Here is a 24587-nt window from a genome sequence, read left to right as displayed (position 1 = left end):
GAAATAGATATTATAAAAATGAAAATTTACCTTCCTGTTTTTTTGTAAAATTAGATTAGTAGTAACCTAACTAACAGGGTTCCTAAAATGGGCCCTGATAAATTTATATATATGCCGAGGACAAAATATAAAGAGGATGGGCTAATTTTTTGGGAAAAACATAATCTTGGTAAGAGAAAGCAAAACCCTCTCCAAGGATTATGTATTTCCAATATGAAGCCATACTAAGCTATGTATATTGATCGAACTGCTATTAATTTCAGTGGATCAATTTAAAAATTTTGTAAAGATTTACAAGTTTAGAAGGGTTTTCTCGAATGTTGTAGAATTATTTATAAAAATAACTAATTGTGATAAAATTTGTAATGGACTAACGGGAAACTATATTGACAACCAACATTCATAAAAAATCCTATAACTTAGTAAAGCTAAGATCAATAAAGGTATTAAATTTTAATGAAAGGGGATTATTTATGAGTAATTCTTTAAAAGATTTATTACAAGAAATCGAAGGGTTGAGAGATGAGATAGAAACTTTATACGAAACTAGAGATTTTACAGATCCAGAGATTATCAAGAAAAGCCAGGAGCTTGATGAAAAACTAAATGAATATAACAGACTAATTACTAACTAGAATTTACTAATTAGAACTTACTGATTAGAACCTTCTATTAAATTTCTTAGCTCCTGCTGTGCTTTTTTTAATTCAAGTTTAACTTCGTCCAAATTATGCTCACCTTTTTCTAACCTATCTTTTTCTTTGCTTAAAAAGTTGTTGACTGAAACCAGACTTAAAGTTTTCATTATTAAAAACCTCCTTCATATTCGTTGCATAAATTCACTTATTGTTCATATGATTTCCTCATACAATTTCGCACAACATAAACTTTCAGACAATTTATTCTATTTTGATAATTAAATCTCCTTTATCGAAAAATAAAATTTTTTGTCTAAAAATTGCTTTTATCGATATAATTTTAGTATAATGTAAACAAAGGAGATGATGGAAAATTGAAGAAAAAAATTCTGATAGGTTTAATTGTGGTTAGTTTAATGATTTTTAATAGCGGGGCTGTTTTTGCCGGGAATTTCTATGAAAGCTTATTAGAACAAAACAATCAAGAGCTAAAAGAAACATTAATGAAAACTCAATTAGATAAGCTGCTAGAGGATGTTGATTTAGGGGAATTAGACTTTGATATAAATGATATTGACCTTGATAAAATTGATTTTTCAAAATTTGAAAATATTGAGCTTGAAAAGTTTGAAGAATTGGAAGGATTAGCAGAACTAGAAGAATTACTAAAAGAAGAAAATTTAGATGAAATATTTAAGCTTATCGAAGATATTTTAGATGAGAGTGACATTGACCTAGGAGAGCTAAAAGATAAAGGTTTAGAAGAGAGGATTTTTGTAAGAGGAGAGCAATTAGAGTTTGGTGACGTACTACCTGTTATTAGAGATGGTAGGGTGCTTTTGCCTCTAAGAGCTACTTCTGAAGCACTAGGTGCTAAGGTAGATTGGGACGGGGAAAATAGGGTTGTTACTGTAGAACGAGATGATATATTAATCGAATTGGAGATAGGTAATAATGTAGTTATTGTAAATGGTGAAGAAAGAGAAATTGACGTACCTGCTTCTATTGAGAATGGAAGAACCCTTGTGCCCTTAAGGTTTGTAAGTGAAATTCTTGGTGACAAAGTTGATTACGATGAAGAAACAGGAGAAATCAATATCGACTAAAGAAGTATTTACAGTACGATATAGGCTATAGGCTGAAATAGCTTGAAAAGAATTAAAAGTTATTTCATAACAGTCAGCCCTTAACAGTTAAATGTAAAATAATGGGAGGGAAGGCCTATGATTGAAAGAACCGGCTATCAGGGAAATATCCTACCTTCCACCCTTCAGTCACATCAGCAAATATATGGCCAAATGGATCATAGAGATATTATAGACCAAATAAGCAATAGCAGTACAGGTGATATACAATTAGATGATAGTATAGATGATAATACTAGACTAAATTTAGAATCTTTTGAATCGCCGGGGAGAGAAAGGGCTAGTGAGATTGCTGAATTTGCTTCAGAATTAAGACAAACTTTCCAGGGATTAGATGACGCGGCCGGCGAGCTAAATATGAGAGATAGACCTATTGGTGAATCTGCCTTTGATAGAAGAAGTGTTCAGATATCAGATGCCGAAGTTTTGGTGGAAGAATATATTGAATCCAGAGCAGAACGTGGAGAATATCAAATTGAGGTTAGAGAGCTAGCAGAAGGACAGCTTGATAGAACTGAAGTTCTAGAAGGGGACGCTCCCGTAGATGAAGCAATCGATGTTTCCACAGATGAAGATTATACCTTTGCTATCGAATTAACAGATGATGTTGATGAGAACACAGTAGAAGAATTATTCGAAATTGAAATAGATGAAGAAGGAACAGTAAGGGACTTATTAGACAGGGTGGCCGAAGAGATTAACTCTAGAGGTTTGGGTGTAGAAGCTGATGTTATTAGTAATGTAGAGGATGAAGAATTGAATGAAGGTGAAATAAGGCTTGAAATAGCTTCAAGAGAAACCGGGGCTAGAGAAGAATTTGAAGTATATGACATCACAGAAAGCGAAGACGAAGAAGGATTGATGGAGCAGTTAGGGTTAGAAACCGTAACAGAAGCACAGGACGCTGAGGTTGTGGCGGATGGTGTTTCTGAAGAGGATGTTCATACTAGAGGAGATAATCTTTATCTTGATGATGGAAGAATCCAGTTAGAACTAAGAGAAGTAGGGGAAACTAGTGTAGAAGTAACAGGCGATACACAAGAAATAAGGGATAGAATAGAGAATCTAGTAGGTGTTTATGACAGGGCTCTTGATTTCCTTGAGGAGAGAGAACAGGGAGGCGAGCTTGGGACTTTAAGAGATAGACTTGTAAATATAGCTGTGTCTGCTGGTAGTGAGCTTAGTGCTATCGGAGTTGATGTTTATACTGATGGTAGGATGGAAATAGATGACGAAGCTCTTGAACAGAGTATAGAGGATAGGATAGAAACTGTAGAGGATACAATTGGTGGCAACAGAGGAGTTGCTTCAAGGCTTGAAAGGGTGGCTGAAGAGACGTTACGGACACCACCGTCAAGATATGTTGAAGATATATTTGAAGAAAATGATGATACAGAAGGTATAGAAGAACTAATGGAGCTTGATAATTATGCTATGTATGATGTTTTTGGTAGAAATCAGTTTCCTACATCAGCTGGGTCTGGGTTATTGTTTGACTTCTACTTTTAATTACAAAACAGGGCGTTTTTTGACGGTAGTATTTTTACCGGCAAAAAACGCCCTGTCTATTAAAGCAAATGACCTAAAAATATGCTTACTGATGTGAAATATATGAAAAGTCCTGTAATGTCCTTTATAGTGGTGATAAAAGGATCAGCCCCTGCTGCCGCATCAAAATTTAGTTTTACAAGGATGAATGGTATCAAAAATCCTAGGCTTGTAGCTATGGTCATTGTGAGGGTCATAGATACTCCGATTGCAAGACCAAGGCCGTTGATCCCCTGCCATAGATGTGCTATTATTCCCGCCGCTGTACCAAGGATTACCCCCATGGTAAAACCTGTAGCAATTTCTTTGAACCAGTGCTTATAAAACCTTTTCATATTAATATGACCTAATACCAGTGCCCTTGTAAAAATAGTGGATGACTGAGTGCCTACGTTTCCTCCTGTATCCATGACAACAGGGATGAATACCGCCAGAGCTGCGATGGCTTCCAAAGATTCTTCGAATCCTTCAATCACCAAGCCTGCAAGCATACCGCCGATTAGAGTAATAACAAGAAAAGGGAGGCGTACTTTCCACCTTTCGAATATACTTCCCTCAATCAACTTATAACTTCTGCTTGTTTCTGTATCCGCAAAAATACTTAGTCCTGCTTTGTCAAAGATCTCTTCGGTGGTCTCTTCTTCTAAGATATCCATGGCATCATCAATAGTTATAATTCCAACAAGGCGATCTTCATGGTCTACAACAGGTACAGCAAGAAGGTCGTGTTCTTTAAGTACCCTTGCTGCTCTTTCCTGGTGAGTGTCTGTTACCACATGAGTTATATCAGTGCTCATGATGCCTTCAACTTTTTGTTCATCTTCAGCCATTACTAGTTCTCTTAAGGAGACGACTCCTTCTAGCTTTCTTTTGTTATCTGTTACATAGAGAATGTATACAGTTTCTTTTTCTCCGCCTCTTTCTTTAATTCTTTTTAGAGCTTCACTTGCAGTCATTTCTTTTTTAATGCTTATATATTCAGGTGTCATTATCCTGCCGGCAGTTTCTCTGTCATATCCTAGTAGTTCTGAGACGTCTTCTCTTTCTTCCTTGGGCAGATTTTGAATAAGTCTTTTGGCTACTTTGGCAGGAAGTTCATCCATCAACCTTGCTTTGTCATCAGGATCAAGTTCGCCAAAGATTTCCTGTGCTCTTTGTTCTTTGAAAGATGAAAGAAGATCCTGCTGAAAACTGATATCTAAAAGCTCAAAAATTTCTATAGCAAGGTCTTTATTTAATAACCTAAAGACCATAACCCTTTGTTCTTTTGGTAGATCCTTTATTAAGCTAAGTAGATCCTGGAGATCACTTTCGTTAACAAGTTTTTTTAGATCATCCATTTGCTTGTTTTCAATATAATCTTGAACATTTTGGTAAAGCGGCATAATAACCCCTCCTGTACTATAGTTTTATTCTTGCTTGATATATATTTGTAATTAATCTGGGGGTGCCAGGGAACATCCATATATAAACCACCTCCTTTAAAAAAGACAACAAAAAAACAGCTCACGAGGAGCTGCTACTTTTTAAAAAACATCAAAACGCTAATCAAAGCGCTAACAATTAATTGATAATCATATCAATTAATTAACTAATTTAACTATCAATTTGACATTAATTAAAGCAGTTATACCCCTCGTATAAGCTTTGGCACTAGATGACGTAGACCAATTGACAGTAAGAGTAGTTAAGGGTCAGCTGCTTTAGACAGGCCTTAAGCCGGCCGTGCCTGTTTTACCCATTGGCGTCTCTCGACGTTTTTGGGCAGCAGCCTATGTTCATCTAGGAGCCTCACCTAACGAGTATTATTATCTTTTCACTGAGTTTAATTCTATCACTAAAACAAATTAAGTGTCAATAATGATCGGTAAAATGCATCAGTATTATATAAACAAAGTTTTGGTTTTATAATTGCAATATATCTGCTTTTTAATCATTAATTATCTTAGCTATTATCATGTTTTGATAATAACAAGCTATATATGATAAAAAAAAAGAGGATAAGCTCTCTAAATGAATATTTACCCTGAAATTGGGGTAAAATAACGTTTGTAATTCTTGACAGGGTTATTTTTCCCTGATAACATAATCATAGCATGTTAAAAATCATGCAAAAGAACATATGAATTTAGGAGGTATTAAGTTAAATGGAACAAGGTACAGTTAAGTGGTTCAGCCCACAAAAAGGTTACGGTTTTATCGAAAGAGAAGCAGGAGGAGATGTATTCGTACATTTTAGTGCCATCGAGGAAGAAGGATTCAAGACATTAGAAGATGGTCAAAAGGTAGAGTTTGAAGTTGTAGAGGCTGAGCGTGGCCCACAGGCTTCTAATGTTGTAAAGCTATAAGCCGGTCATAAACCGACAACGGTTTTATATAGCACAACATGAAAATCAAAGTATGAAATTTACCCCAGGACTTTTGAGAAGTTCTGGGGTTTTTATATATTTAAATTAAGTTAGTGTAAGTTAGTGTAGGTTAGTGTAAGTTAGTGTAAAATTAATTTGATAATATTTCTATAATGAGGTATAATAATAAGGCAAGCTATATATAGAGAGCTTGGAACATAATTTTAGGAGGTAATGTGTAAGATGAAAGGAAAGGTTAAGTGGTTTAGCCCCGAAAAAGGCTACGGTTTTATTGAGAGAGAAGACGGCGACGATGTTTTTGTACATTTCAGTGCTATTCAGGAAGATGGGTTTAAGACTCTTGAGGAAGGTCAGGAAGTTGAGTTTGAGATTGTAGAGGGCGAAAAAGGTCCTCAAGCGGCTAACGTTGTTAAAGCTTAAAACTTTTTTCTAAGATAATATTAACAACGAAACCTCCCCCAAAACGGCGAACGGTTTTGGGGGTTTTTTATGTTTTTATCTTATCTTATTTTATTTTATCTAATCTTGTTTGGTATTGCAGGATTTTTTTTCTTAATAGTGAATATAATACAGTATAAAGAAGACTCCAGAGAGGAGTGATTACATGGAACTAAATATTGTTGGCAAAAACATTGACGTAACAAATGCTTTGAAAGAGCACGCTGACAAAAGACTTAGTAAGTTAGACAGGTATTTTAACAAGTCTGTGGAAGCACAGGTAACTATGAGTGTGGTGAAAGACACCCACATTGTTGAAGTGACAGTTTTTCTTAACGGCGGGATAATACTTAGGGCAGAAGACGGTACAGGAGATATGTACGCCTCGATAGACAGTGTATTAGATAAACTTGAGCGTCAAGTGAAAAAGTATAAGACCAGGATAAATAGAAAGCTTCGTCAGGGTGGGCACAAAGCATTAGCTGAAGGTATTCCTGAGGAACTAGAAGAAGACGAATATCCAAAGATTGTTAGGACAAAGCGCTTTGCTATGAAACCTATGGATGCTGAGGAAGCTGTGATGCAGATGGATCTGTTGGGTCATGACTTTTTTGTTTTTATGAATGCTGAGACTGAAGAAGTTAATGTAGTTTACAAAAGAAAAGACGGAAATTACGGTCAAATAGAACCGGAATTTTAACAAAAGCAGGCCTGTTTTGGGCCTGCTTTTTAAATAAGATTAAATAAGATAATGAAAAAGATGGTGGGGGTGACTTTGATTGAACTGTCCTGTAGATGCACTTGTTTTTGAGGGTGGAGAAAGACCGGGCTCTTGGCCTGAAGAGTTAATGCTAAAGATAAGACTTGAAACAGCAAAAAGCCAGGTTCAGCTACTTTTGGATATAAAAGAGATTAATAGTGTTACCCTGATAACAGATTATGATGAATTAATTGATTTTGTACATAAAAAAGAAGAGTACAATAAGGGCCTTTTTTTAGTTAATACAAAAATTTCACCAGAAGGTTCTTCAAGCGGCTCGCTAAAGAGTTCATTTCACTATGGAGAAACTTTAAAACATATTATTAATGAAAAAGAACTAGAAAATGTTTTGATATTAGGTGGAGGCTCAACCCCTTTTTTAGGTAAATATGAGATCTCTAATATTGCAAAAAAGTTGGTGTCTGCAAAAAATAAAGAAAGCTCCCTGCTGTATTCAAATAACCCACAATCGGGAGATATAGTAGGATTTACCCCCGCATCTTCGATTAATGAGTTAGAACCCCCAGATTCAGATAACGCCCTGGTTATGGGGCTTCGATATGATGTAGGCTTAAACTTTGAACTGATGCCTTTTTCTGCTGGGATTTTATTTGATATAGATACTCCTACTGAGTTATTTTTTCTTTTGGATAATCCTAGAACTGGTGATAAAATAAAAAATATAATTGCTAATCTCGAACCATATGAAAAAGAGATGATAAACGAAGGTATGGAGCGGTTCAAAAAGATAAAAGAAGTACTTGCTGGCTACTATGAAGATGTGGTGCTGATAGGTCGCATATCGGGTGTTACTGTCAATAATATTAACGAAAACATCAAGGTTAGGCTTAGGGTTTTCTCTGAAGAAAGAGGTATGAAGGCCATGGGACGAGTGGGTAGAAAAGAAGTTAGCTCTCTTCTTGGATATTTTATAAAAGATGTAGGGATTGATAGGTTTTTTTCTTACTTGGAATCTCTTGGCAAGGCAGCGATTATTGATTCTAGGGTGATTTTCCATCATTTTGACGCAGGGGAGAGAACATCTGATAGGTTTTACTCTGATTTATTTATGCCGGACAAAATTAAAAACGATTTTGTCAGGGAATTTACCAAAAGGGCAATAGAGGCAAAAGTCCCTGTTATATTGGGAGGACATTCTTTGATATCAGGGGGGATATACTGCCTTGTTGAAGAATTAACTTTTTGCACCAATTCAAATTTAAAACAGTAATAAGGAAAGAAAGGAAAGGAGATGGTAGAACATGGATTACAAAAAGGCGTTATTAACCCTTTTACCTCATGAATCAAAAAGGCTTATTGCAAAAGGTGTAAAAAAGATCTTGGAAGATAGAAATGTTCTTGAAAACAATAAAGTATTAATTTCCCTTGGAACAACTAATATCTATGTATTAGAAGAGATTACAGGAGCCCCCCTAAAAGAGAGAGAAAAGTTTATAGCAGGTATGATTACTGAAGGAGTTCAGTGCATTAATGCAAAAGAAAATAGACTAACTCCGGTGTTAATCGACAAAAATGGACAGGCTGCTCATGTTATGGATATGTTTGAAACGATAAAAGAGTTTGGCAAAGACGATGTGTTTATTAAGGGTGCAAATGCTGTTGATAATGAAAATAACATAGGCATTTACATGGCAAATGAAGATACAGGAGGAACTATAAGTGTCTATCCTTTTCTTGCTGCCAGGGGAATTAATATGATAAACCCAGTAGGTATGGAAAAACTTATCCCATCAGTCCCCTTGGTTGCAGACAAAGTTGGTACAAGAGAACTAGACTATAATATTGGGAAAAAATGCGGTATGATTTGTATACCATCTAGCACTGTTGTATCAGAGATAGAAGCTTTTGGCGTGCTAACAGGTGTTAATGCTTATCATGTTTCTTCTGGTGGGGTTGAAGGAAGTGAAGGTGCTTGTGGCTTCTTACTTGAAGGTGAAAGAAATCAGGTAGAAAAAAGCATATCTTTGATTAAAGAAATTAAAAAAGAACCTTCTTTAGAAGTAAAAAAGATTTCATGTTCTGATTGTGATAGTCCATGTTACTTGATTAAAGATTTATAGAATTTAGGCTTATGTTATAGTTCATTGGAAAGCGGATGCCTGTTACCAACGTCTCGCAAGAATTTGCTAAAAATCTTGCAAATTAAAAGCTCGCTTATGGTAGCAGGCATCCGCTTATAACCATACTTATGTTTTTAACCTTAGTTACTCTTCTTCTATCATTTCAATCTTTTCCATCAACTCTCCATCAGTGTCAAATCTTGCAGCTCTCAAGATGGTGTCATGATAGAATATCACCCACCAGTTTTCTTCCATGGCTAGTTTTCCCCACTTTTCTTTTGCTGTGATAGAATCCATCGGATAATCATCAAAAGCAAGCACCCATAGTGGGTTTTTGTGAGCATGGGTTGGCATTAAGTCGCCAAAATGTATTGCTTTTTCTCCCTGGCTTTCAAAAGTTATTATCGAATGGCCCTGACAGTGACCTCCTGTGTGAATCATCTTCATATCTGGAGTGAGCTCTATTTCATCTTTAAAAGTTTTTACCTGATCTTGAATTGGTTCCCAGGTCTTTTTCCAGTAAATATTTCTTGAGCGTTTGCCTGGATTTTTTACCTCTTCCCATTCTAGTTCTGACACATAAACCTCGGCATTAGGGAAAGAAGGTATAATTTCTTCACCGTCATAGCGGCTTATACCTGATATATGATCAAAATGCATGTGGGTTACTGCGACCATATCTATATCTTCTCTATCTAGGCCAAGGGCATATAAAGAATTATCAATGCGGTCGTCTTCTATGAGGCCAAATATTTTTTGTTGTTTTTCGTTAAAATTACCCGTGCCTACCCCAGCTTCGATAAGTATGTTTTTGCCCCGGTTTTGGACCAGGATGGGATCGCAGCGAAGGGGGATGCGGTTTTTGCCATCGAATGGATATCTTGAACTCCAGATAGCCTTTGGTACTACTCCAAACATAGCACCGCCATCTATACGGGTTAGGCCTTCTTTTAACCAATAAAACCTAATATTGCCTACATGAAGCTCTTCCATAATTAAAATGTCCTCCTCCCTGGATTAATGTATCTGTTGATCTATTCTTTAATTATCAGTATCTTTCCTGCCTAACAGGGCAAAATAATTTTAAAAATTTAGACAATTGCAAACAATCAGTCGAATTAGCGCAAATTTTTACTTGTTACATCAACAAGCGAAGCGTTTGTAATGAACCTTGTTTTGCTTTCATCAAAGTGTTACAATTAGCATTGATTATACAGTTGATTGGATGTATAATTATTGAGTTAAAGACAGTTATAAAGGGCTAGATATACAAGTTTTTTATATAAGGAGGAATGTGGTCAAATGGCCCTAAAAGATTTTATTTATAAAATTATTGGTGACCCTAACGAAAAAGAGGTAAAAAAGCTTAGCAAATACGTTGATCAAATAAATTCACTAGAGCCAGAAATAGAAAAACTTTCAGATGATAAATTAAAAGCTAAAACACCAGAATTTAAAAACAGGCTTAAAAATGGAGAAACCCTGGATGATATTTTGTGCGAAGCTTTTGCAGTGGTAAGAGAAGCAAGTAGACGTACCCTTGGTATGCGTCATTTTGACGTACAGCTTATGGGTGGAGTTGTCCTTCACCAGGGTAGAATTGCAGAGATGAAAACAGGTGAAGGTAAAACCCTTGTTGCAACTTTGCCAGCTTACCTAAATGCTCTAGAAGAAAAAGGTGTCCATGTCATTACAGTTAATGATTACCTTGCTTCTAGGGACGCTGATTGGATGGGAGAAGTATACGAGTATCTTGGTCTTGAAGTTGGTGTTATAACCAATGAGTTGAGTTCAGCCGAGAGAAAAGAAGCTTACAACTGTGATATAACTTATGGAACAAACAACGAATTTGGATTTGATTATTTAAGAGATAACATGGCTCTATATGAGAAAAATTTAGTCCAAAGAGATCTAAACTTTGCAATAATCGATGAGGTCGACAGTATCCTAATTGATGAAGCAAGAACACCCCTTATCATTTCTGGTTCATCAGAAAAACCAAAAGAACTCTACACCAAGATGGCGCGCTTTGTACCTTCGTTAAAAAACGAAGAAGACTATACAGTTGATGAAAAAGCCCACAGTGTTATGTTAACAGAGCAGGGAGTAGAAAAGGCGGAAAAATTCCTTGGAGTGGAAAACCTATTTGATAACTCAAACATGGAGCTATCTCATCATCTGAACCAGGCCCTAAAAGCCCAAGTCCTGATGAAAAAAGATGAGGATTATGTAGTGCAGGACGGACAGGTTGTAATAGTTGATCAGTTCACCGGTAGGATGATGCATGGTAGGCGTTATAGCGATGGTCTTCATCAGGCTATTGAGGCGAAGGAAAACGTTCCTATAGATAAAGAAAGCCAAACCCTTGCCAGTATAACTTTCCAGAACTTTTTTAGGATGTATAATAAAATATCCGGTATGACAGGCACTGCAGCTACTGAAGAAGATGAATTTAGAGAAATTTATAGTATGGATGTAGTGGTTGTACCAACAAATAAGCCCCTGGTTAGGGAAGCGTTGCCGGATAAGGTGTTCAAAACTGAAGAAGCTAAATTTACTGAAGTTGTTGAGGATATAGTAGAGTGCTACGAAGTAGGTCAGCCTGTTCTTGTCGGTACTGTATCTATCGAAAAATCTGAGCGCCTATCTAAGATGCTAAATAAACGAGGGGTGCCTCATCAGGTTCTTAATGCTAAGCACCACGACAAAGAAGCGGACATTATCAAAAAAGCTGGTGAGAAAGGTGCAGTAACCATAGCTACTAATATGGCAGGCAGGGGTACTGATATCGTCTTAGAAGAAGGCGTGGCAGATCTTGGTGGCCTTCATGTTATCGGTACTGAGCGCCATGAAAGCAGAAGGGTTGATAATCAGCTTAGAGGTCGTTCAGGCCGTCAGGGAGATCCGGGTTCTAGCAGATTTTATGTTTCCTTTGAAGACGATCTAATGAGATTATTTGGTTCAGAAAATATCGGAGACATAATGGAAAAAGTTGGGATGGACGATGATTATGTAATAGATCATCCTATGATCTCTAGAGCTATAGAAAATGCTCAGAAAAAAGTCGAAGGTAGAAACTTCAATATTAGAAAACAGCTCCTTCAATTCGATGACGTTATGGATAAGCAAAGAAAAGTAATCTACGAACAGCGCCGCAAGGTGCTTAGAGGAGAGGGTCTTAAAGAAATAGTAACAGACATGTTTAGTGATGTAATTGATGATGTAATAGAGCGCTATGCTTCAGAAGAAGTTTATCCCGAAGAGTGGGATCTTGAGTCTCTTCTTAATTTTGCAAGACAGAGCTTTTTGGTCAAAGAGCAGGGAAGCTTTGACGAGATAAAAGAAATAACAGAAGAGTTAGAGCCAGGAGAAGCCCAAAAAGCTCTAAAAGATTATTTTATGAAGCTAGCCTTAGAGCACTATAGTCAAAGAGAAGAGGAACTTGGCGAAGATACCATGAGAGACCTTGAGAAGCTTGTAATTCTTCGTACAGTTGACTCCAAGTGGATGGATCACCTAGATGCTATGGATGATCTTCGTGAAGGTATAGGCCTTAGAGCATATGGCCAAAAAGATCCTCTTATGGAATACAAATATGAAGGTTATGAAGCCTTTCAAAATATGGTCGCTTCTATTCGAGAAGAAGTTGTACGACTGCTGCAAAGAGTACAGCTTAAAGAAAAACCAGAACGTAGAAAAGTTGCAAGCGTTGAAGGAACATCTTCAGCGGGAGAAGCCCAGCACGGTGTGTCTGCAAGTGGCGCAGCGGCTTCAGGTGCTTCTGGAGCCACGGGAGGATCTGGCACAGCACAAGCACAGAATCAGCAGCAGACGAAAACACAACCAATAAGAAGGGGCAAAAAAGTTGGGCGAAATGAGCCCTGCCCATGTGGCAGCAACAAAAAATACAAAAAATGCTGTGGAAAACCGGCTTAAAGAAAGGCGGGGAAAATTAATGGATGTTGAAAATATTGGCGAAGTGAAAACTAAGCTAAACGGACTGTGTGAGGAACTTGATGAAATGAGGGTCTATCTTTGACCCTGACAGTATGAACAAAAGAATAGAAGAACTTGAAAAAGAGATGACTGAAGAGGGATTTTGGGATGATCAGCAAAGGGCCAAAAACGCAATGGAAGAAAGAAACAGGCTTAAGGAAAAAGTTAAAGAGTTAGAAAATCTAGATGAACAAAAGGATGAAATTCTAGTTTTATTAGAACTGATAGACGAAGGTGAAGCAGATTTTGATGAAGTTATTAACTCTCTAAAAAGTTTTGAAAAAGATCTAGAAAAACTAACCATTAAAAATATGCTCTCAGAAAAGCATGATACAAAAAATGCTTTCTTGACACTTCATGCAGGAGCGGGTGGTACGGAGAGTCAGGACTGGGTGGAGATGCTTCTTCGTATGTATACCCGCTTTGCAGAGCATAAAGGTTATGAAATTGAAACAATGGATATTTTGCCGGGGGATGATGCAGGGATTAAGAGTGCGACAATCCTACTAAAAGGGCAGTACGCATATGGTTATCTAAAGGCTGAGAGAGGTGTTCACAGGCTTGTTAGGGTATCGCCTTTTGATTCTTCAGGGAGAAGGCATACTTCTTTTGCTTCTGTGGATGTGGTTCCCGAAATAGATGATGATATCGAAGTAGAGGTAAAACCAGATGAAGTTAAGATGGATACCTACAGGGCAAGTGGTGCAGGTGGACAGCATGTTAACACTACAGACTCTGCTGTGAGGCTTACTCACCTTCCTACAGGGACTGTGGTTCAGTGTCAAAATCAAAGGTCTCAGCACAAAAATAAAGAGCAGGCATTTAAAATCCTAAGAAGTAAGCTCGCGGCAAAGCAGCTTGAAGAGAAAGAAAAAGAAAGAGAACAGCTAAGGGGCGAAAAAAAGGAAATCGCCTGGGGAAGTCAGATAAGATCTTACACTTTTCATCCTTTTAAGCTGATAAAAGACCATAGAACAGGATATGAAGAACCAAATGTAGACAAGGTTATGGATGGTGATCTAGAGCCTTTCATCGAGTCATACCTTAAACAGGAAATGAAAACGTGATCGAACAAAACTTTGTTCATATGACTTTTTGCACCAAAATCAATAGTTAATACAAGTAAGAAAGAGATATAAGGGAGAGGAAAAAGGGAAATGATAAGGACAGATGTCAAAGAATTAAAAAGACTTATAATAGATTTAATAGGAGTAATAACAGGCAGTTTAATTGTCTCCTTCGGGTTAAACATGTTTTTGATCCCCAATCAGCTTGCTGCCGGAGGAGCAACCGGAGTGGCAATAATTTTGTTGTACTTGTTTTCGATACCTGTTAGTTTGGGAATAATACTGGTGAATGTACCGCTTTTTATTGCCGGAGTGAAGTTTTTAGGTGCAAAATTTGGGCTTAGGACGCTTGTGGGGACTCTGTCCCTTTCTTTTTTTGTCGAAATAACTTCTATTGCACCTCAGCCAACTGGAGACAATTTTTTGGCAGCGCTGTATGGTGGTATAATAGTTGGTACAGGGCTAGGAATAGTATTTCGCTTTAGAGGTACTTCAGGAGGGACTGCAATAGCTGCCCAGCTATTAAACAAATTTACAGGTCTTACAACCGGTCAGGGCATGATGGGAGTTGACTTTTTTATAATTGCAGCAGCAGCGTATTTATTTGATTTTGAGACAGCCCTGTATGCTCTTATAGGCCTTTTTGTGATATCATGGTTTATAGACCTTGTGCAACAGGGTATTTCACAGGCAAAAGCTGCTTTTATTATTTCCGATAAATCTAAACAAATTTCCCGGGAAATAATGCGACAAATGTCTAGAGGTGTAACTGCCCTTGACGGCAGAGGAGCCTACACCGGAGAGACAAGGGAAGTTATCCTGGTAGTCTTTAACAAATTGGAGCTATCAAAGCTTAAATACCTGGTTCATAATATCGATCCTGATGCTTTTGTGATAGTTTCCGAAGCTAATGAGGTACTCGGAGAAGGATTTAGGAAGTTCTCTTACGAAGATATCTAGAAAACACAACCTGAGAAAAACACAATCTTAAAAAATGAAAATTTTCGCTAAAAATCAGGAGGTGCTAACTAAATGGAAGGCATTGAAGAGAAAGTCCCTATGCTTAAAGAAAAAGCGCTTGAAATCAGAAAAGAGATACTTAAAATGCTGAATAAAGCGGGGTCAGGCCATACTGGGGGGTCTCTTTCCCTTGCTGAGTTAATGGCTGTGCTGTATTTTAAATATCTGCGAGTAAACCCTAGTAATCCAGAAAATCCTGACAGAGATAGGCTGGTCTTAAGTAAAGGCCATGCAGCGCCAGCAATTTATGCAGCCCTTGGCCTAAAAGGTTTTTTTGACAAAAAAGAGCTAGATACCTTGAGAAAAATTGATTCAATCCTTCAGGGTCATCCTGATATGACAAAGACTCCTGGTGTTGAGATGACAACAGGGTCACTTGGTCAGGGCCTATCTGCTGCAAATGGTATGGCTATATCGGCGAAGCTAGATGACAGGGATCTAAAGGTTGTAGCAATCCTTGGTGACGGTGAAGTTCAGGAAGGACAGATATGGGAAGCGGCTATGACTGCTTCGCATTACAAGTTAGATAATCTTGTTGGTATTGTTGATTATAATGGGCTTCAAATTGATGGCAAAGTCGAAGATGTAAAAGATCCTGCTCCTTTGGCTGAAAAATGGCGGGCCTTTGGCTGGCATGCTATGGAAATAGACGGGCATGATGTCTCTGAAATTGATTCAGCTCTAAATATGGCGGATAGAGAAGAAAAGAGACCAACTATGATCGTAGCAAGGACTGTTAAAGGTAAAGGTGTCTCTTTCATGGAGAATAACGCTGACTGGCACGGCAAAGGACCTTCTGATGAAGAGTTAGAAAAAGCATTAAAGGAAATAGATGCTGCTTTTGATGTTTTGAAGGAGGGAAGATAAAAGATGACAGAAAAAATCGCTACTAGAAAAGCATACGGTGAGGTATTATTAGAGCTAGGTGAAAAACATGAAGATATAGTGGTGTTGGATGCAGATCTTTCAAAATCAACCAAAACAGCAGACTTTGCTAAGACATATCCGGGTAGATTTTTTAATATGGGTGTAAGTGAAGCTGATATGATGGGTACTGCTGCGGGGCTTGCAGCCAGCGGCAAAACCGCCTTTGCAAGTACTTTTGCTGTTTTTGCAGCAGGAAGAGCGTATGATCAGATACGAAATTCGATATGCTATCCCCGTCAAAACGTCAAGATAGCAGCGACCCATTCAGGTATTACAGTAGGAGAAGACGGAGCATCCCACCAAATGCTTGAAGACATAGCTCTAATGAGAGCTCTTCCTAATATGACAGTTATTTGTCCATCAGATGCCATATCCACGAAAAAGCTTATCAAATTGGCTGCAAAAGAACACGGCCCATATTATATAAGGCTTGGAAGACCAGGGGTGCCTGTAATATATGATGACAATGACGATATTCAGATCGGAAAAGCTAAACTTCTTAAAGAAGGAAATGATATAACCATAATTGCCTGTGGACATCAGGTAGCTCCAGCTTTAGAAGCTTCAGAAAAATTATCTGGTGAAGGAGTATCCTGTGATGTTATAGATCTACATACAATTAAACCTGTTGATGAAAAACTAATATTAGAATCAGCTAAAAAGACGGGGGCTGTTGTTACCTGTGAAGAACACAGTATAATTGGAGGTCTTGGTGGTGCTGTTGCAGAATGTCTTAGCGAAAATCACCCTGTGCCTATCAAAAAAGTAGGAGTTAACGATACCTTTGGGGAATCTGGCACAGGAGAAGAACTGCTTAAAAAGTATGGCCTTACTTCACAGGACATTGAAAAAAAGGTTAAAGAAGCCATTGGCTTAAAAGCAGATTAAATTAAGATTCTGGTGCAATTTTGGAGAGTGGTGTTAGATGAATTCGAAAATATGGAAATATCTGAGCAATATCAGCTTAGTTCTAGCATTTGCGATTTTTATTGGAAACTTTGCAAGGTATTTTTTGGATTTTATGAGGACACCTTCGGGGGTATGACCGATGCCAATTGACCGAGCCTGGATTTGGCTCGCAGTAATACTTTTTGCCCTATTTTTTGTTTTTGATTATATTAAGGACAAAACATACAAAAAAGAGTTAGAAGAAAATGAGGCAGATGAGGGAGATAAGTAGCCAAAAGCCGGCCAATAGGCTTTTGGCTTTTTGGCCTTTGGTCCATTAACGTTAATTAATAAATTAGTCCATTAATTGGCCTGCAATGCTTAGAATATCTTTTTTTGTGTGAAATATTGACCTTACAGGAGCTAGCTTTAGTGCGCTAACTAGCATATCAAATTGGTCGTCTCTAATATTTTCCATAGTTTTTTTCATGTTATTTAGATTGATTACTTTTTTTCTAAGGGGCTGTAATGATTTTTCATAATCTGCTTTATTAGCTATGTCATAAGCCGAAAATGCACCTGTAAGTATTGCTTTGAATATGTCAAAACCAGGTATAGGTAGGGTAGTTCCAAGGCAGTTACCTACCAGGTAAGTATTATCTACTTTTGAAAAAGGGCTTAAGTTGGTTAGCTCTCTTATTTCATCAAACTTTTCTTCTATTTCTATGCTCTGGCCCAAAGTGTTACAAACTTTATAATAAAACATTTCAAGGATTGTTCTTGGATCATTTTCTAAATAATCTGGTACAAAAGCCATTAATGAAGCTTTTGTATTAGAGATAGGAGTTAATAAGCCATAACCTTTAGAGAAAATATTTTTGTCACGCCAGGCGATTATATTATCTTTTGTGAAATTACCCCGGACATTTGCTCCTATCATATTTAAACTGAACAAACTATCATAGTAGCCAAACATTTTGGCAGGTACACCTGATTCGCCTGTTGCTAAAACTATATGGCTAAAATTATCTAAAAGCTCATTATATGACGGGGAGGAATTATAAATTATTTGGCTTTTTAGTTTTCTTTTTAGCTGATTTTCTAATGAAACTGGTTCGTCTCCTTTAAGAAATGTACAGCCCAGGTTTCCTTTGATTGTTGTTTGATTGTTTTCTGAAACAAAGGTGTGTTTTTTTATCTTATTTAACGGTTTTAGTTCTATGCCAAATTTGTAGTAAAAATATTCAAAGCAATCATTGATAGGCTTTGTCAAAATCGATAAATGAATTTCAGCATTGGGAGTTTTGTCGCCAACCTGGTTTCTTTTTTCGAAAATAATTGGGTTAATGCCGTACTTTTCTAAAATAAATGCTGCTGAAAGCCCTGAAAGGCCTGCCCCTAAAATTGCAACTTTCATAATGTATTCCTCCCCGTCTTAATTAGATAGATACATTTAATGATCTTAATTGTGATGATCTTAACTGATTGTTATTCTCCGGGTGCTACTTTGTCAGAAACCATTAAGTGCTGGTGATAGAAGTATTCACCTGCTGCTATAAGTATGGCATAAAGAATAAGGGATACGGCACTTATTGCAAACTCTGGCGTCAAAACACCAATGATAGCTGCAACTATGAGTGCCAAAATACCGTCACCTATTGCTGACGGTAACTTGCCGTACTTTGGCAGGACTGTTAAGTCGCCAACAACGTAGTTAACGATGGTAGCTATTACACCTAGAAGGAAAACCCATCCCCAGGTGTTGCCCTCCAAAAGAACGAAGGCTATTCCGGAGATGGCAAGGGTCATAATAAATTTGATTACTACCGATTTGAATGTGGCTTCCATGATTAACACCTCCTGTTTAAATTAGAATTTTTTGGACTCCTTAGAATTATCTTTCCCGAGAATTTGAAATTTTATCACTCCCGATTACTGCAGGGTGCTTTTGCCACTTTAACGGAGGATTTTCATTGCTAAACTAAGAAGAGAGAAATTGATGACATAATTTAGAAGCTATTAACTGTGGTTAAGTAAATTTTACAGCGGTTGAAATATATGAAAAATCTTATTCCAATTAGTTAATTAGGGATTGGAAAGAATAATATATGGTATAGAGAAAATTGCAATTTTTAGAATAGAATTAGAATAGAGGGTTAAATATGACCAGAAATGAATATGTAATGGGTGTTGATATAGGTGCAACAAAAACTGCAGTGTGTATAGCAGATAATAAAGGAGAAATTCTAAGGCAGGCAAAGTTTGATTCACGGCTAGAAGCTTTTATCGATAATCTGCCTGATAAATTAGTTTGGTTTGCCAAAGAGTGTAATATCTCTAAAAACGACCTGGCTACTGTTGGGATAGGGTTGCCTGGAATTTATAATCCTAAAAATAAAGGGTCTGTAACAGCACCAAATATTAATATCCCCAAAATGGATTTTGTCAACAATATAGAAAGAAATCTAGACTGTAGCGTTATAATGGACAATGATGTAAATGCTGCAGCTTTGGCAATTAAAAAATATACGGAGGAGAAATATCCAAATTTTTTGTATATAAGTCTTGGAACCGGCATAGGTGCGGGAATAGTTATTAACCATGATATTTTTTATGGTGACAATTATTTTTCAGGGGAGATAGGGCATACGAAGGTGATACATAATGGGCCAAAATGCTCTTGTGGTGCTAGAGGATGTCTAGAAGCCGTTGCCTCTGGGGGAGCTATCAAAAATAAGGCCATATACCATATTAAAAAGGGAAGTAAATCAGTTATTATGGAGTTAGCAAATAACGAGACCTATAGAATTACTGCTAAAGAAGTCATAAAAGCATGGTATATGGACGATGGTCTAGCAAATATGATTATGACTGAAGCGTGTACTTATATAGCCACTGCTATCTATAACCTGATTATTAGCACCGGGATAAATACAGTATTTATAGGCGGCGGGTTATCAAGAGCTGGGGATAAAATGTTTGAATTATATCGGCATATAATTAGGGAGAATGTTTCTTTTGATATCGATAGTTCTATACAAATAAAGCCATCTCCTTATTATGAAGAAACGGGACTTAGAGGAGCGCTTGTTCTTGCAAGCTCCTAAATAGAATTAGAATTGAGTGATCTAAATGGATTATGCTTTGGTTAATGCAGTGATATATACTGGTGATGAGGTCTTAAAAAATAAAGCTATTATTATATCAGGCGAGATAATACATTCTATAGTTGATGAGTCTAATATTCCAGAAGACCTAAAAGTGATTGATTTGAATCATTGTAATGTCTCGCCTGGTTTTATTGATCTACAGGTAAATGGGGGAGGAGGATTATTATTTAATGATTATCTGAGTGTTAAATCCCTTAAAGTGATTTTTGATGCTCATATGAGATATGGGACGACCAGCTTTCTTCCCACCATTATAAGTACATCTAAAGATAACATTCTAAGAGGGATAGAGACTGTAAGAGAGGCTATGAAGACAGGAGAACTTGGTGTAGTTGGACTGCACCTTGAAGGACCGTATATAAATGAAGAAAAAAAGGGTATTCATTTGGCCAGTCATATTAAAAAGGCGAAGACAGAAGAACTGTTAGAGCTTATTAAATTTAATCAAGACGTTATCAAAATAATCACTTTAGCTCCTGAAATCTTTGAAGAAGAGCAATTAAAAGAGATGGTGAAAAGTGACATAATAGTTTCTGCAGGTCACAGTAACTGTTCATTCAAAGAGGCAAAAAGAGCTTTTGAAATGGGAGTTTCTAAGGTGAGTCATTTGTTCAATGCTATGTCGCAATTACATTCTAGAGAGCCGGGTTTGGTTGGTGCTTCTTTGCTTGATAACAAAGTATGGAGCAGTATAATACCTGACGGATACCATGTAGATTTTAACTCGTTAAAAATTGCTTATCAAATGAAAAAGGACAAAATTATAATAGTCACAGACTCGATGCCTCCTGTAGGCAGTGATATTAATGAATTTTACCTTGAAGACCAAAAAATAAACTGTGAAGGTTATAGATGCACTGACAAAAATGGAAGATTGGCTGGTTCAGCTTTGGATATGTCAGGGGCTGTTAAAAACTGTGTGAACAATATAGGCATCTCACTAGAAGAAGCGCTAAGGATGGCTTCGACATATCCTGCTAAAATAATTGGCAAAGACAAAGATTTGGGAAGGGTGAAAGATGGGTATCTGGCAGATTTAGTGATTTTTAATAATTCATTAGATGTACGAGGAGTTATAAACAACGGTGAATATATAAGCTTTTAACCCGATTAGTATGGGATAATTGGTTGTTATTTTCAGATTGCTATATAGGTCGCAAGTTGTGGTTCAACTAGGAGGCAGGTCCAATTATTGAATATTGGCCGGAAAATTGGACAATTTACTATTGGAAGACAGATTTTTATATGTTATAATTATATTGAAAATTTAAAGTATGGCGGTGGCGGAAAGGTAAGACGCTACGCGTGAGGTGTTGGCCTTAGGACCGGGTGTAGCGGTTGGTAGTCACTGATATCGGTATCTCAAACTACAATGTGTTGGAGCCCGGCAGGTCACTCGAAACAACACCGTACAGGTTCAATTCCTGTCCGTCATACTTTACCGGATAGCCCCCGGGCAGAGTAAAGTCTGTTCGGGGGGTTTTTATTTTATATTTTTTGTTAATTAGAAGAGGATTTTTGAAAAGCTTGTCGAAATCCTTCTGTGGATATGTTAAGAGAAGGTAGAAGACGAGCCCCCTGGGGGATCCAAATATTGCCAGGGGCTATATAAAACTTGATTCTAGTGCAAAAAGTAATATGAACAAAGTTTTGTTTTTCAATTTAATTTTAGCTACCATTAGATTTATCTGATTAAATTATTGTTAAGGAGAGTGGCATGATTGATTGAGATGCAGGCAGTGAGTAAAGTGTATAAAAACCGGGTCAAAGCACTCGATAACATAAATTTATTTATCGGCAAGGGGGAGTTTACTTTTTTGGTGGGAGAGAGCGGTGCAGGCAAGTCCACTTTTATGAAACTCGTATATAGGGAAGAACTTCCCACCAGCGGCAAATTAATTGTGAATGGCAAAAATCTAAAAAAAATGAAAAGAAGGCATATCCCTAGTCTGAGGAGAAATCTTGGGATTGTATTCCAGGATTATCGCCTTCTAGATAATAGGACTGTATTTGAAAATATAGCCTTTGCAATGAGAGCTGTTGAATCTCCAAAGAAAACAATAAGAGAAAGGGTTCCAAGAATACTTAAAATGGTAGAGCTAGAAGGGAAAAAAAATCGTCTTGTCTCTGAACTCTCAGGTGGTGAAAAGCAAAGGGTCGGAATTGCAAGGGCAATTATAAACCAGCCATCAATAGTTATTGCGGACGAGCCTACGGGTAACTTAGACCCAAGAACATCTAGAGAGATTATGGACATACTTATTGAGGTCAATATTCAAGGGACAACCATGATAATGGCCACCCACGATAAAGAATTGGTTAACTTTGCAAGAAGGCGTGTTGTTGAACTAAAAGACGGAGCAATTATTAGAGATGATGCAAAAGGTGGTTATAGCAATGAAGCTTAGGAACTGGAGTTACTATTTTAGTGAAGCTTTTAAAAGTATCTATAGAAACGGTTGGATGAGTATAGCTTCTGTAAGTGTTGTTACAATAACTTTATTTATACTTGGAGCATTCATGCTCGTTAATTATAATGTTAACCATATTACAGAAGAGATTAGATCCCAGGTCGAAATAGCAGTATGGGTTGAAGAAGATGCATCAGAAAACGATGTAGATGAATTAAGAAGGGGAATTATTAGACAACCCCAGGTTGAAGAAGTAAGATTTGTGTCTAAAGAAGAAGGACTAGAGCGGATGGAAGCACAGCTTGGCGAAAGCGCTGTAGCAGGCTACAGAGAAGATCCTGAGATGAATCCTCTGCCTCACCTTTTTGAAGTGAGTACACACGAACCTGAGGATGTACCAGAAGTTGCCGAGGAGATTAAATCTCTCTCAGGAGTTGAGATGGTTGATTATGGTCAAGAAGTTGTGGATACTTTATTTGAAGTAACTGGATTGATCCGTGTTGGAGTCTATGCTTTTATGGGAGCTTTGGCTTTGACTGCTACTTTTTTGATAGGAAACACTATTAAGCTAACTGTTTATGCCCGTAGAGAGGAAATTGGTATCATGAAAATGGTAGGGGCGAAGAACTGGTTTATTCGCTGGCCGTTTTTATTAGAAGGTTTGATACTTGGTTTTTTAGGTTCTGTTATACCTGTTATTTTACTTCGTTATGGATATTCATATCTGACTGGTCTAACATTTTCGCAGTCAGGATTTTTTGCCCTGGCAAGCCCTGAAGCAGCGCTTGGACAAGTTGATCTATTCTTGATTTTGCTAGGTACTTTTTTGGGAGCGGTAGGAAGCATCATTTCTATCAGGAAATACCTTAAAGTCTGATTATAAAAGTCTAATATTATAAAACTTTGATTTAAGAGGAGGAGTAAACATTGAGGGTGCGGATACGCTATGACAGGAATTTGGTTTTTTGGATTCTTATATTGTCTTTGACTTTTCTTTTGGCATTGCCAATAAGCGCTGAAAATAACAATGACGAAATCGAGAAGATAAGAGAAGAACTTGATAGTTTAGAAGATCGAAAAGGTGGCCTTGAGCACGAACTTGATGAAGCAGAACAGGAAAAGAATACTACCAGGGACAGGCTTATGCAGACCCAGCAGGAGCTAGAAACTGCAGAAGCAGAGCTTAGATCCATTGAAAATGATATAGACGCAACTGAAGAAGAGATAGAGATAATAACTGAAAAACTAAAGGAAACAGAAGAAGAATTAGACGAAAAAGAAACGTTTTTGGCAGAAAGATTAAAGGCTAGCTACCAAAACGGGAATGTCAGTTATCTAGAAGTACTTTTTGAAGCCGACAGTTTTATCGATTTGCTGTCAAGACTTAATTACATAAACAAGATTGTCGATAAAGATGTAGAGCTAATTGAAGAAGTTGAAGAACAAAGAGATATAGTTCAGGCACAAAAAGATGAGCTTGAAGAGCAAGAAAATGAACTTCAAACCCTCCTCGCTGATGCAGAGTCGCAAAAGGAAACAATAGAAGCAAGAGAAATAGAACAAAGAAGGTTGTTAAGTGAGCTAGAAGATGAGGTCAGGGAATACGAACAAAGGCTTGCCCAAAAAGAACAAGAAGCAAAAGAGATAGAAGAGATGCTTGCAAGCCTACAAACGGATGGAGATGGATTATCACCCCCGGTTGAATGGCCTGTGGCTAATACTAACACAAGTAATATAACTTCACCTTATGGTAATAGAACTCATCCGGTATATAATGTGGAGAGATTTCATACCGGTGTGGATATAGGTGCTCCGGAAGGGACGTCTGTACTTGCTGCAGAAAGTGGTACTGTGGTACAATCAGGGATCAGCGGTTCTTTACAAAGTGGATATGGTAGAATAGTGATAATTGACCACGGTGATGGGTATTCTACTTTGTATGCACACAACAGTGAAAACCTGGTTTCAGAAGGTGAAGAAGTTTCCAGGGGGGAGACAATAGCCAGAATAGGGGCTACTGGAACTGCGACTGGTCCGCATCTTCATTTTGAAGTTTTGGTTAATGGAGAACACACTAATCCGATGGAATATTTACAATAAATCAAAATAATATGTTACAATATAGTTAT

Annotated in this window: 24 protein-coding genes and 1 riboswitch; of the genes, 19 read left to right on the top strand and 5 right to left on the bottom strand. The window is 37.4% G+C overall.

Translation table 11 applies throughout. The annotated features are described in order from the left end of the window. Nucleotides 1-473: 473 nt before the first annotated feature. Nucleotides 474-635, top strand: a complete 162-nt coding sequence (locus ACONDI_RS12840) for an aspartyl-phosphate phosphatase Spo0E family protein (RefSeq protein ID WP_241078944.1) — start codon at nucleotides 474-476, stop codon at nucleotides 633-635. Between the two features lie 17 nt (nucleotides 636-652). On the opposite strand, the gene ACONDI_RS12835 is transcribed toward ACONDI_RS12840, so the two are convergent. After that, complete coding sequence (locus ACONDI_RS12835; protein WP_241078943.1) at nucleotides 653-805, bottom strand: hypothetical protein; 153 nt, start codon at nucleotides 803-805, stop codon at nucleotides 653-655. A gap of 207 nt (nucleotides 806-1012) precedes the next feature. On the opposite strand from ACONDI_RS12835, the gene ACONDI_RS12830 reads away from it, so the two are divergent. Together ACONDI_RS12830 and fliD are read left to right on the top strand one after the other, a co-directional pair. Further along, a complete protein-coding gene (locus ACONDI_RS12830; protein ID WP_241078942.1) occupies nucleotides 1013-1744 on the top strand; it encodes a copper amine oxidase N-terminal domain-containing protein in 732 nt (243 codons plus the stop codon). A 117-nt stretch (nucleotides 1745-1861) separates the two neighbouring features. Further along, the gene (fliD, locus tag ACONDI_RS12825) at nucleotides 1862-3292 is read left to right on the top strand and encodes a flagellar filament capping protein FliD (RefSeq protein ID WP_241078941.1); all 1431 of its coding nucleotides are present in this window, start codon (nucleotides 1862-1864) and stop codon (nucleotides 3290-3292) included. A gap of 59 nt (nucleotides 3293-3351) precedes the next feature. Here fliD and mgtE read toward each other — a convergent pair whose 3' ends face one another. Beyond that, nucleotides 3352-4716: a magnesium transporter gene (mgtE, locus tag ACONDI_RS12820; protein WP_241078940.1), complete on the bottom strand. Its 1365-nt coding sequence runs from the start codon at nucleotides 4714-4716 to the stop codon at nucleotides 3352-3354. 240 nt (nucleotides 4717-4956) lie between these two features. Next, nucleotides 4957-5141: riboswitch (M-box (ykoK) riboswitch) on the bottom strand. Nucleotides 5142-5478: 337 nt separating this feature from the next. Between mgtE and ACONDI_RS12815 the strand changes: the two genes are divergently transcribed. The 5 genes from ACONDI_RS12815 to ACONDI_RS12795 all read left to right on the top strand — a co-directional run bounded on the left by ACONDI_RS12815 (nucleotide 5479) and on the right by ACONDI_RS12795 (nucleotide 8979). Further along, a complete protein-coding gene (locus ACONDI_RS12815) occupies nucleotides 5479-5679 on the top strand; it encodes a cold-shock protein (protein WP_241078939.1) in 201 nt (66 codons plus the stop codon). Nucleotides 5680-5922: 243 nt separating this feature from the next. Continuing rightward, the gene (locus ACONDI_RS12810) at nucleotides 5923-6120 is read left to right on the top strand and encodes a cold shock domain-containing protein (protein WP_241078938.1); all 198 of its coding nucleotides are present in this window, start codon (nucleotides 5923-5925) and stop codon (nucleotides 6118-6120) included. Nucleotides 6121-6304: 184 nt separating this feature from the next. Then, nucleotides 6305-6838 (top strand): ribosome hibernation-promoting factor, HPF/YfiA family, encoded by a 534-nt coding sequence (gene hpf / locus ACONDI_RS12805; RefSeq protein ID WP_241078937.1) that lies wholly within the window; start codon nucleotides 6305-6307, stop codon nucleotides 6836-6838. Nucleotides 6839-6917: 79 nt separating this feature from the next. Further along, nucleotides 6918-8129, top strand: coding sequence for a hypothetical protein (locus tag ACONDI_RS12800; RefSeq protein WP_241078936.1), 1212 nt, complete (start codon nucleotides 6918-6920; stop codon nucleotides 8127-8129). 31 nt (nucleotides 8130-8160) lie between these two features. Then, nucleotides 8161-8979, top strand: a complete 819-nt coding sequence (locus tag ACONDI_RS12795) for a hypothetical protein (protein ID WP_241078935.1) — start codon at nucleotides 8161-8163, stop codon at nucleotides 8977-8979. 144 nt (nucleotides 8980-9123) lie between these two features. Here the strand turns inward: ACONDI_RS12795 and ACONDI_RS12790 are convergent, their stop codons facing one another. After that, on the bottom strand, nucleotides 9124-9972 hold the full coding sequence (locus tag ACONDI_RS12790; RefSeq protein ID WP_241078934.1) for an MBL fold metallo-hydrolase: 849 nt from the start codon (nucleotides 9970-9972) through the stop codon (nucleotides 9124-9126). Between the two features lie 309 nt (nucleotides 9973-10281). Here ACONDI_RS12790 and secA point away from each other — a divergent pair, with 309 nt between their 5' ends. The 6 genes from secA (at nucleotide 10282) to ACONDI_RS15695 (ending at nucleotide 17169) form a co-directional block, all read left to right on the top strand. Continuing rightward, the gene (gene secA, locus ACONDI_RS12785; RefSeq protein ID WP_241078933.1) at nucleotides 10282-12915 is read left to right on the top strand and encodes a preprotein translocase subunit SecA; all 2634 of its coding nucleotides are present in this window, start codon (nucleotides 10282-10284) and stop codon (nucleotides 12913-12915) included. Between the two features lie 19 nt (nucleotides 12916-12934). Continuing rightward, nucleotides 12935-14042, top strand: a protein-coding gene (prfB, locus tag ACONDI_RS12780; RefSeq protein ID WP_420848207.1) for a peptide chain release factor 2 whose coding sequence is annotated in 2 segments (ribosomal slippage) — nucleotides 12935-13015 and nucleotides 13017-14042 — 1107 coding nt in all. Because the reading frame shifts where the segments join, the coding sequence is not laid out codon by codon here. A gap of 90 nt (nucleotides 14043-14132) precedes the next feature. Next, nucleotides 14133-15002, top strand: a complete 870-nt coding sequence (locus ACONDI_RS12775; protein WP_241078932.1) for a YitT family protein — start codon at nucleotides 14133-14135, stop codon at nucleotides 15000-15002. Nucleotides 15003-15074: 72 nt separating this feature from the next. Further along, entirely contained in the window at nucleotides 15075-15929 is an 855-nt protein-coding gene (locus tag ACONDI_RS12770) for a transketolase (RefSeq protein WP_241078931.1), read from the top strand. A 3-nt stretch (nucleotides 15930-15932) separates the two neighbouring features. Further along, nucleotides 15933-16877 (top strand): transketolase family protein, encoded by a 945-nt coding sequence (locus ACONDI_RS12765; protein ID WP_241078930.1) that lies wholly within the window; start codon nucleotides 15933-15935, stop codon nucleotides 16875-16877. Between the two features lie 160 nt (nucleotides 16878-17037). Then, nucleotides 17038-17169, top strand: a complete 132-nt coding sequence (locus ACONDI_RS15695; RefSeq protein WP_277397776.1) for a hypothetical protein — start codon at nucleotides 17038-17040, stop codon at nucleotides 17167-17169. Nucleotides 17170-17232: 63 nt separating this feature from the next. Here ACONDI_RS15695 and ACONDI_RS12760 read toward each other — a convergent pair whose 3' ends face one another. After that, entirely contained in the window at nucleotides 17233-18294 is a 1062-nt protein-coding gene (locus ACONDI_RS12760) for an NAD(P)-binding protein (RefSeq protein ID WP_241078929.1), read from the bottom strand. A 71-nt stretch (nucleotides 18295-18365) separates the two neighbouring features. Then, nucleotides 18366-18725, bottom strand: coding sequence for a DUF2512 family protein (locus ACONDI_RS12755; protein ID WP_241078928.1), 360 nt, complete (start codon nucleotides 18723-18725; stop codon nucleotides 18366-18368). 314 nt (nucleotides 18726-19039) lie between these two features. On the opposite strand from ACONDI_RS12755, the gene ACONDI_RS12750 reads away from it, so the two are divergent. The 5 genes from ACONDI_RS12750 (at nucleotide 19040) to ACONDI_RS12730 (ending at nucleotide 24558) form a co-directional block, all read left to right on the top strand. After that, a complete protein-coding gene (locus ACONDI_RS12750; RefSeq protein ID WP_241078927.1) occupies nucleotides 19040-19984 on the top strand; it encodes an ROK family protein in 945 nt (314 codons plus the stop codon). 25 nt (nucleotides 19985-20009) lie between these two features. Further along, nucleotides 20010-21152: an N-acetylglucosamine-6-phosphate deacetylase gene (nagA, locus tag ACONDI_RS12745; RefSeq protein ID WP_241078926.1), complete on the top strand. Its 1143-nt coding sequence runs from the start codon at nucleotides 20010-20012 to the stop codon at nucleotides 21150-21152. A gap of 616 nt (nucleotides 21153-21768) precedes the next feature. After that, nucleotides 21769-22455, top strand: coding sequence for a cell division ATP-binding protein FtsE (ftsE, locus tag ACONDI_RS12740; protein WP_420848148.1), 687 nt, complete (start codon nucleotides 21769-21771; stop codon nucleotides 22453-22455). Next, complete coding sequence (gene ftsX / locus ACONDI_RS12735) at nucleotides 22445-23335, top strand: permease-like cell division protein FtsX (protein WP_241078925.1); 891 nt, start codon at nucleotides 22445-22447, stop codon at nucleotides 23333-23335. The genes ftsE and ftsX overlap by 11 nt, the downstream gene beginning before the upstream one ends. Before the next feature lie 56 nt (nucleotides 23336-23391). After that, nucleotides 23392-24558 (top strand): murein hydrolase activator EnvC family protein, encoded by a 1167-nt coding sequence (locus tag ACONDI_RS12730; RefSeq protein WP_241080961.1) that lies wholly within the window; start codon nucleotides 23392-23394, stop codon nucleotides 24556-24558. Nucleotides 24559-24587: the final 29 nt, after the last annotated feature.

The organism is Natranaerofaba carboxydovora (assembly GCF_022539405.1).
Taxonomy (GTDB): Bacteria; Bacillota; Natranaerobiia; order Natranaerobiales; family Natranaerofabaceae; genus Natranaerofaba; species Natranaerofaba carboxydovora.
This window is presented reverse-complemented; position numbering and strand designations above follow the sequence as displayed.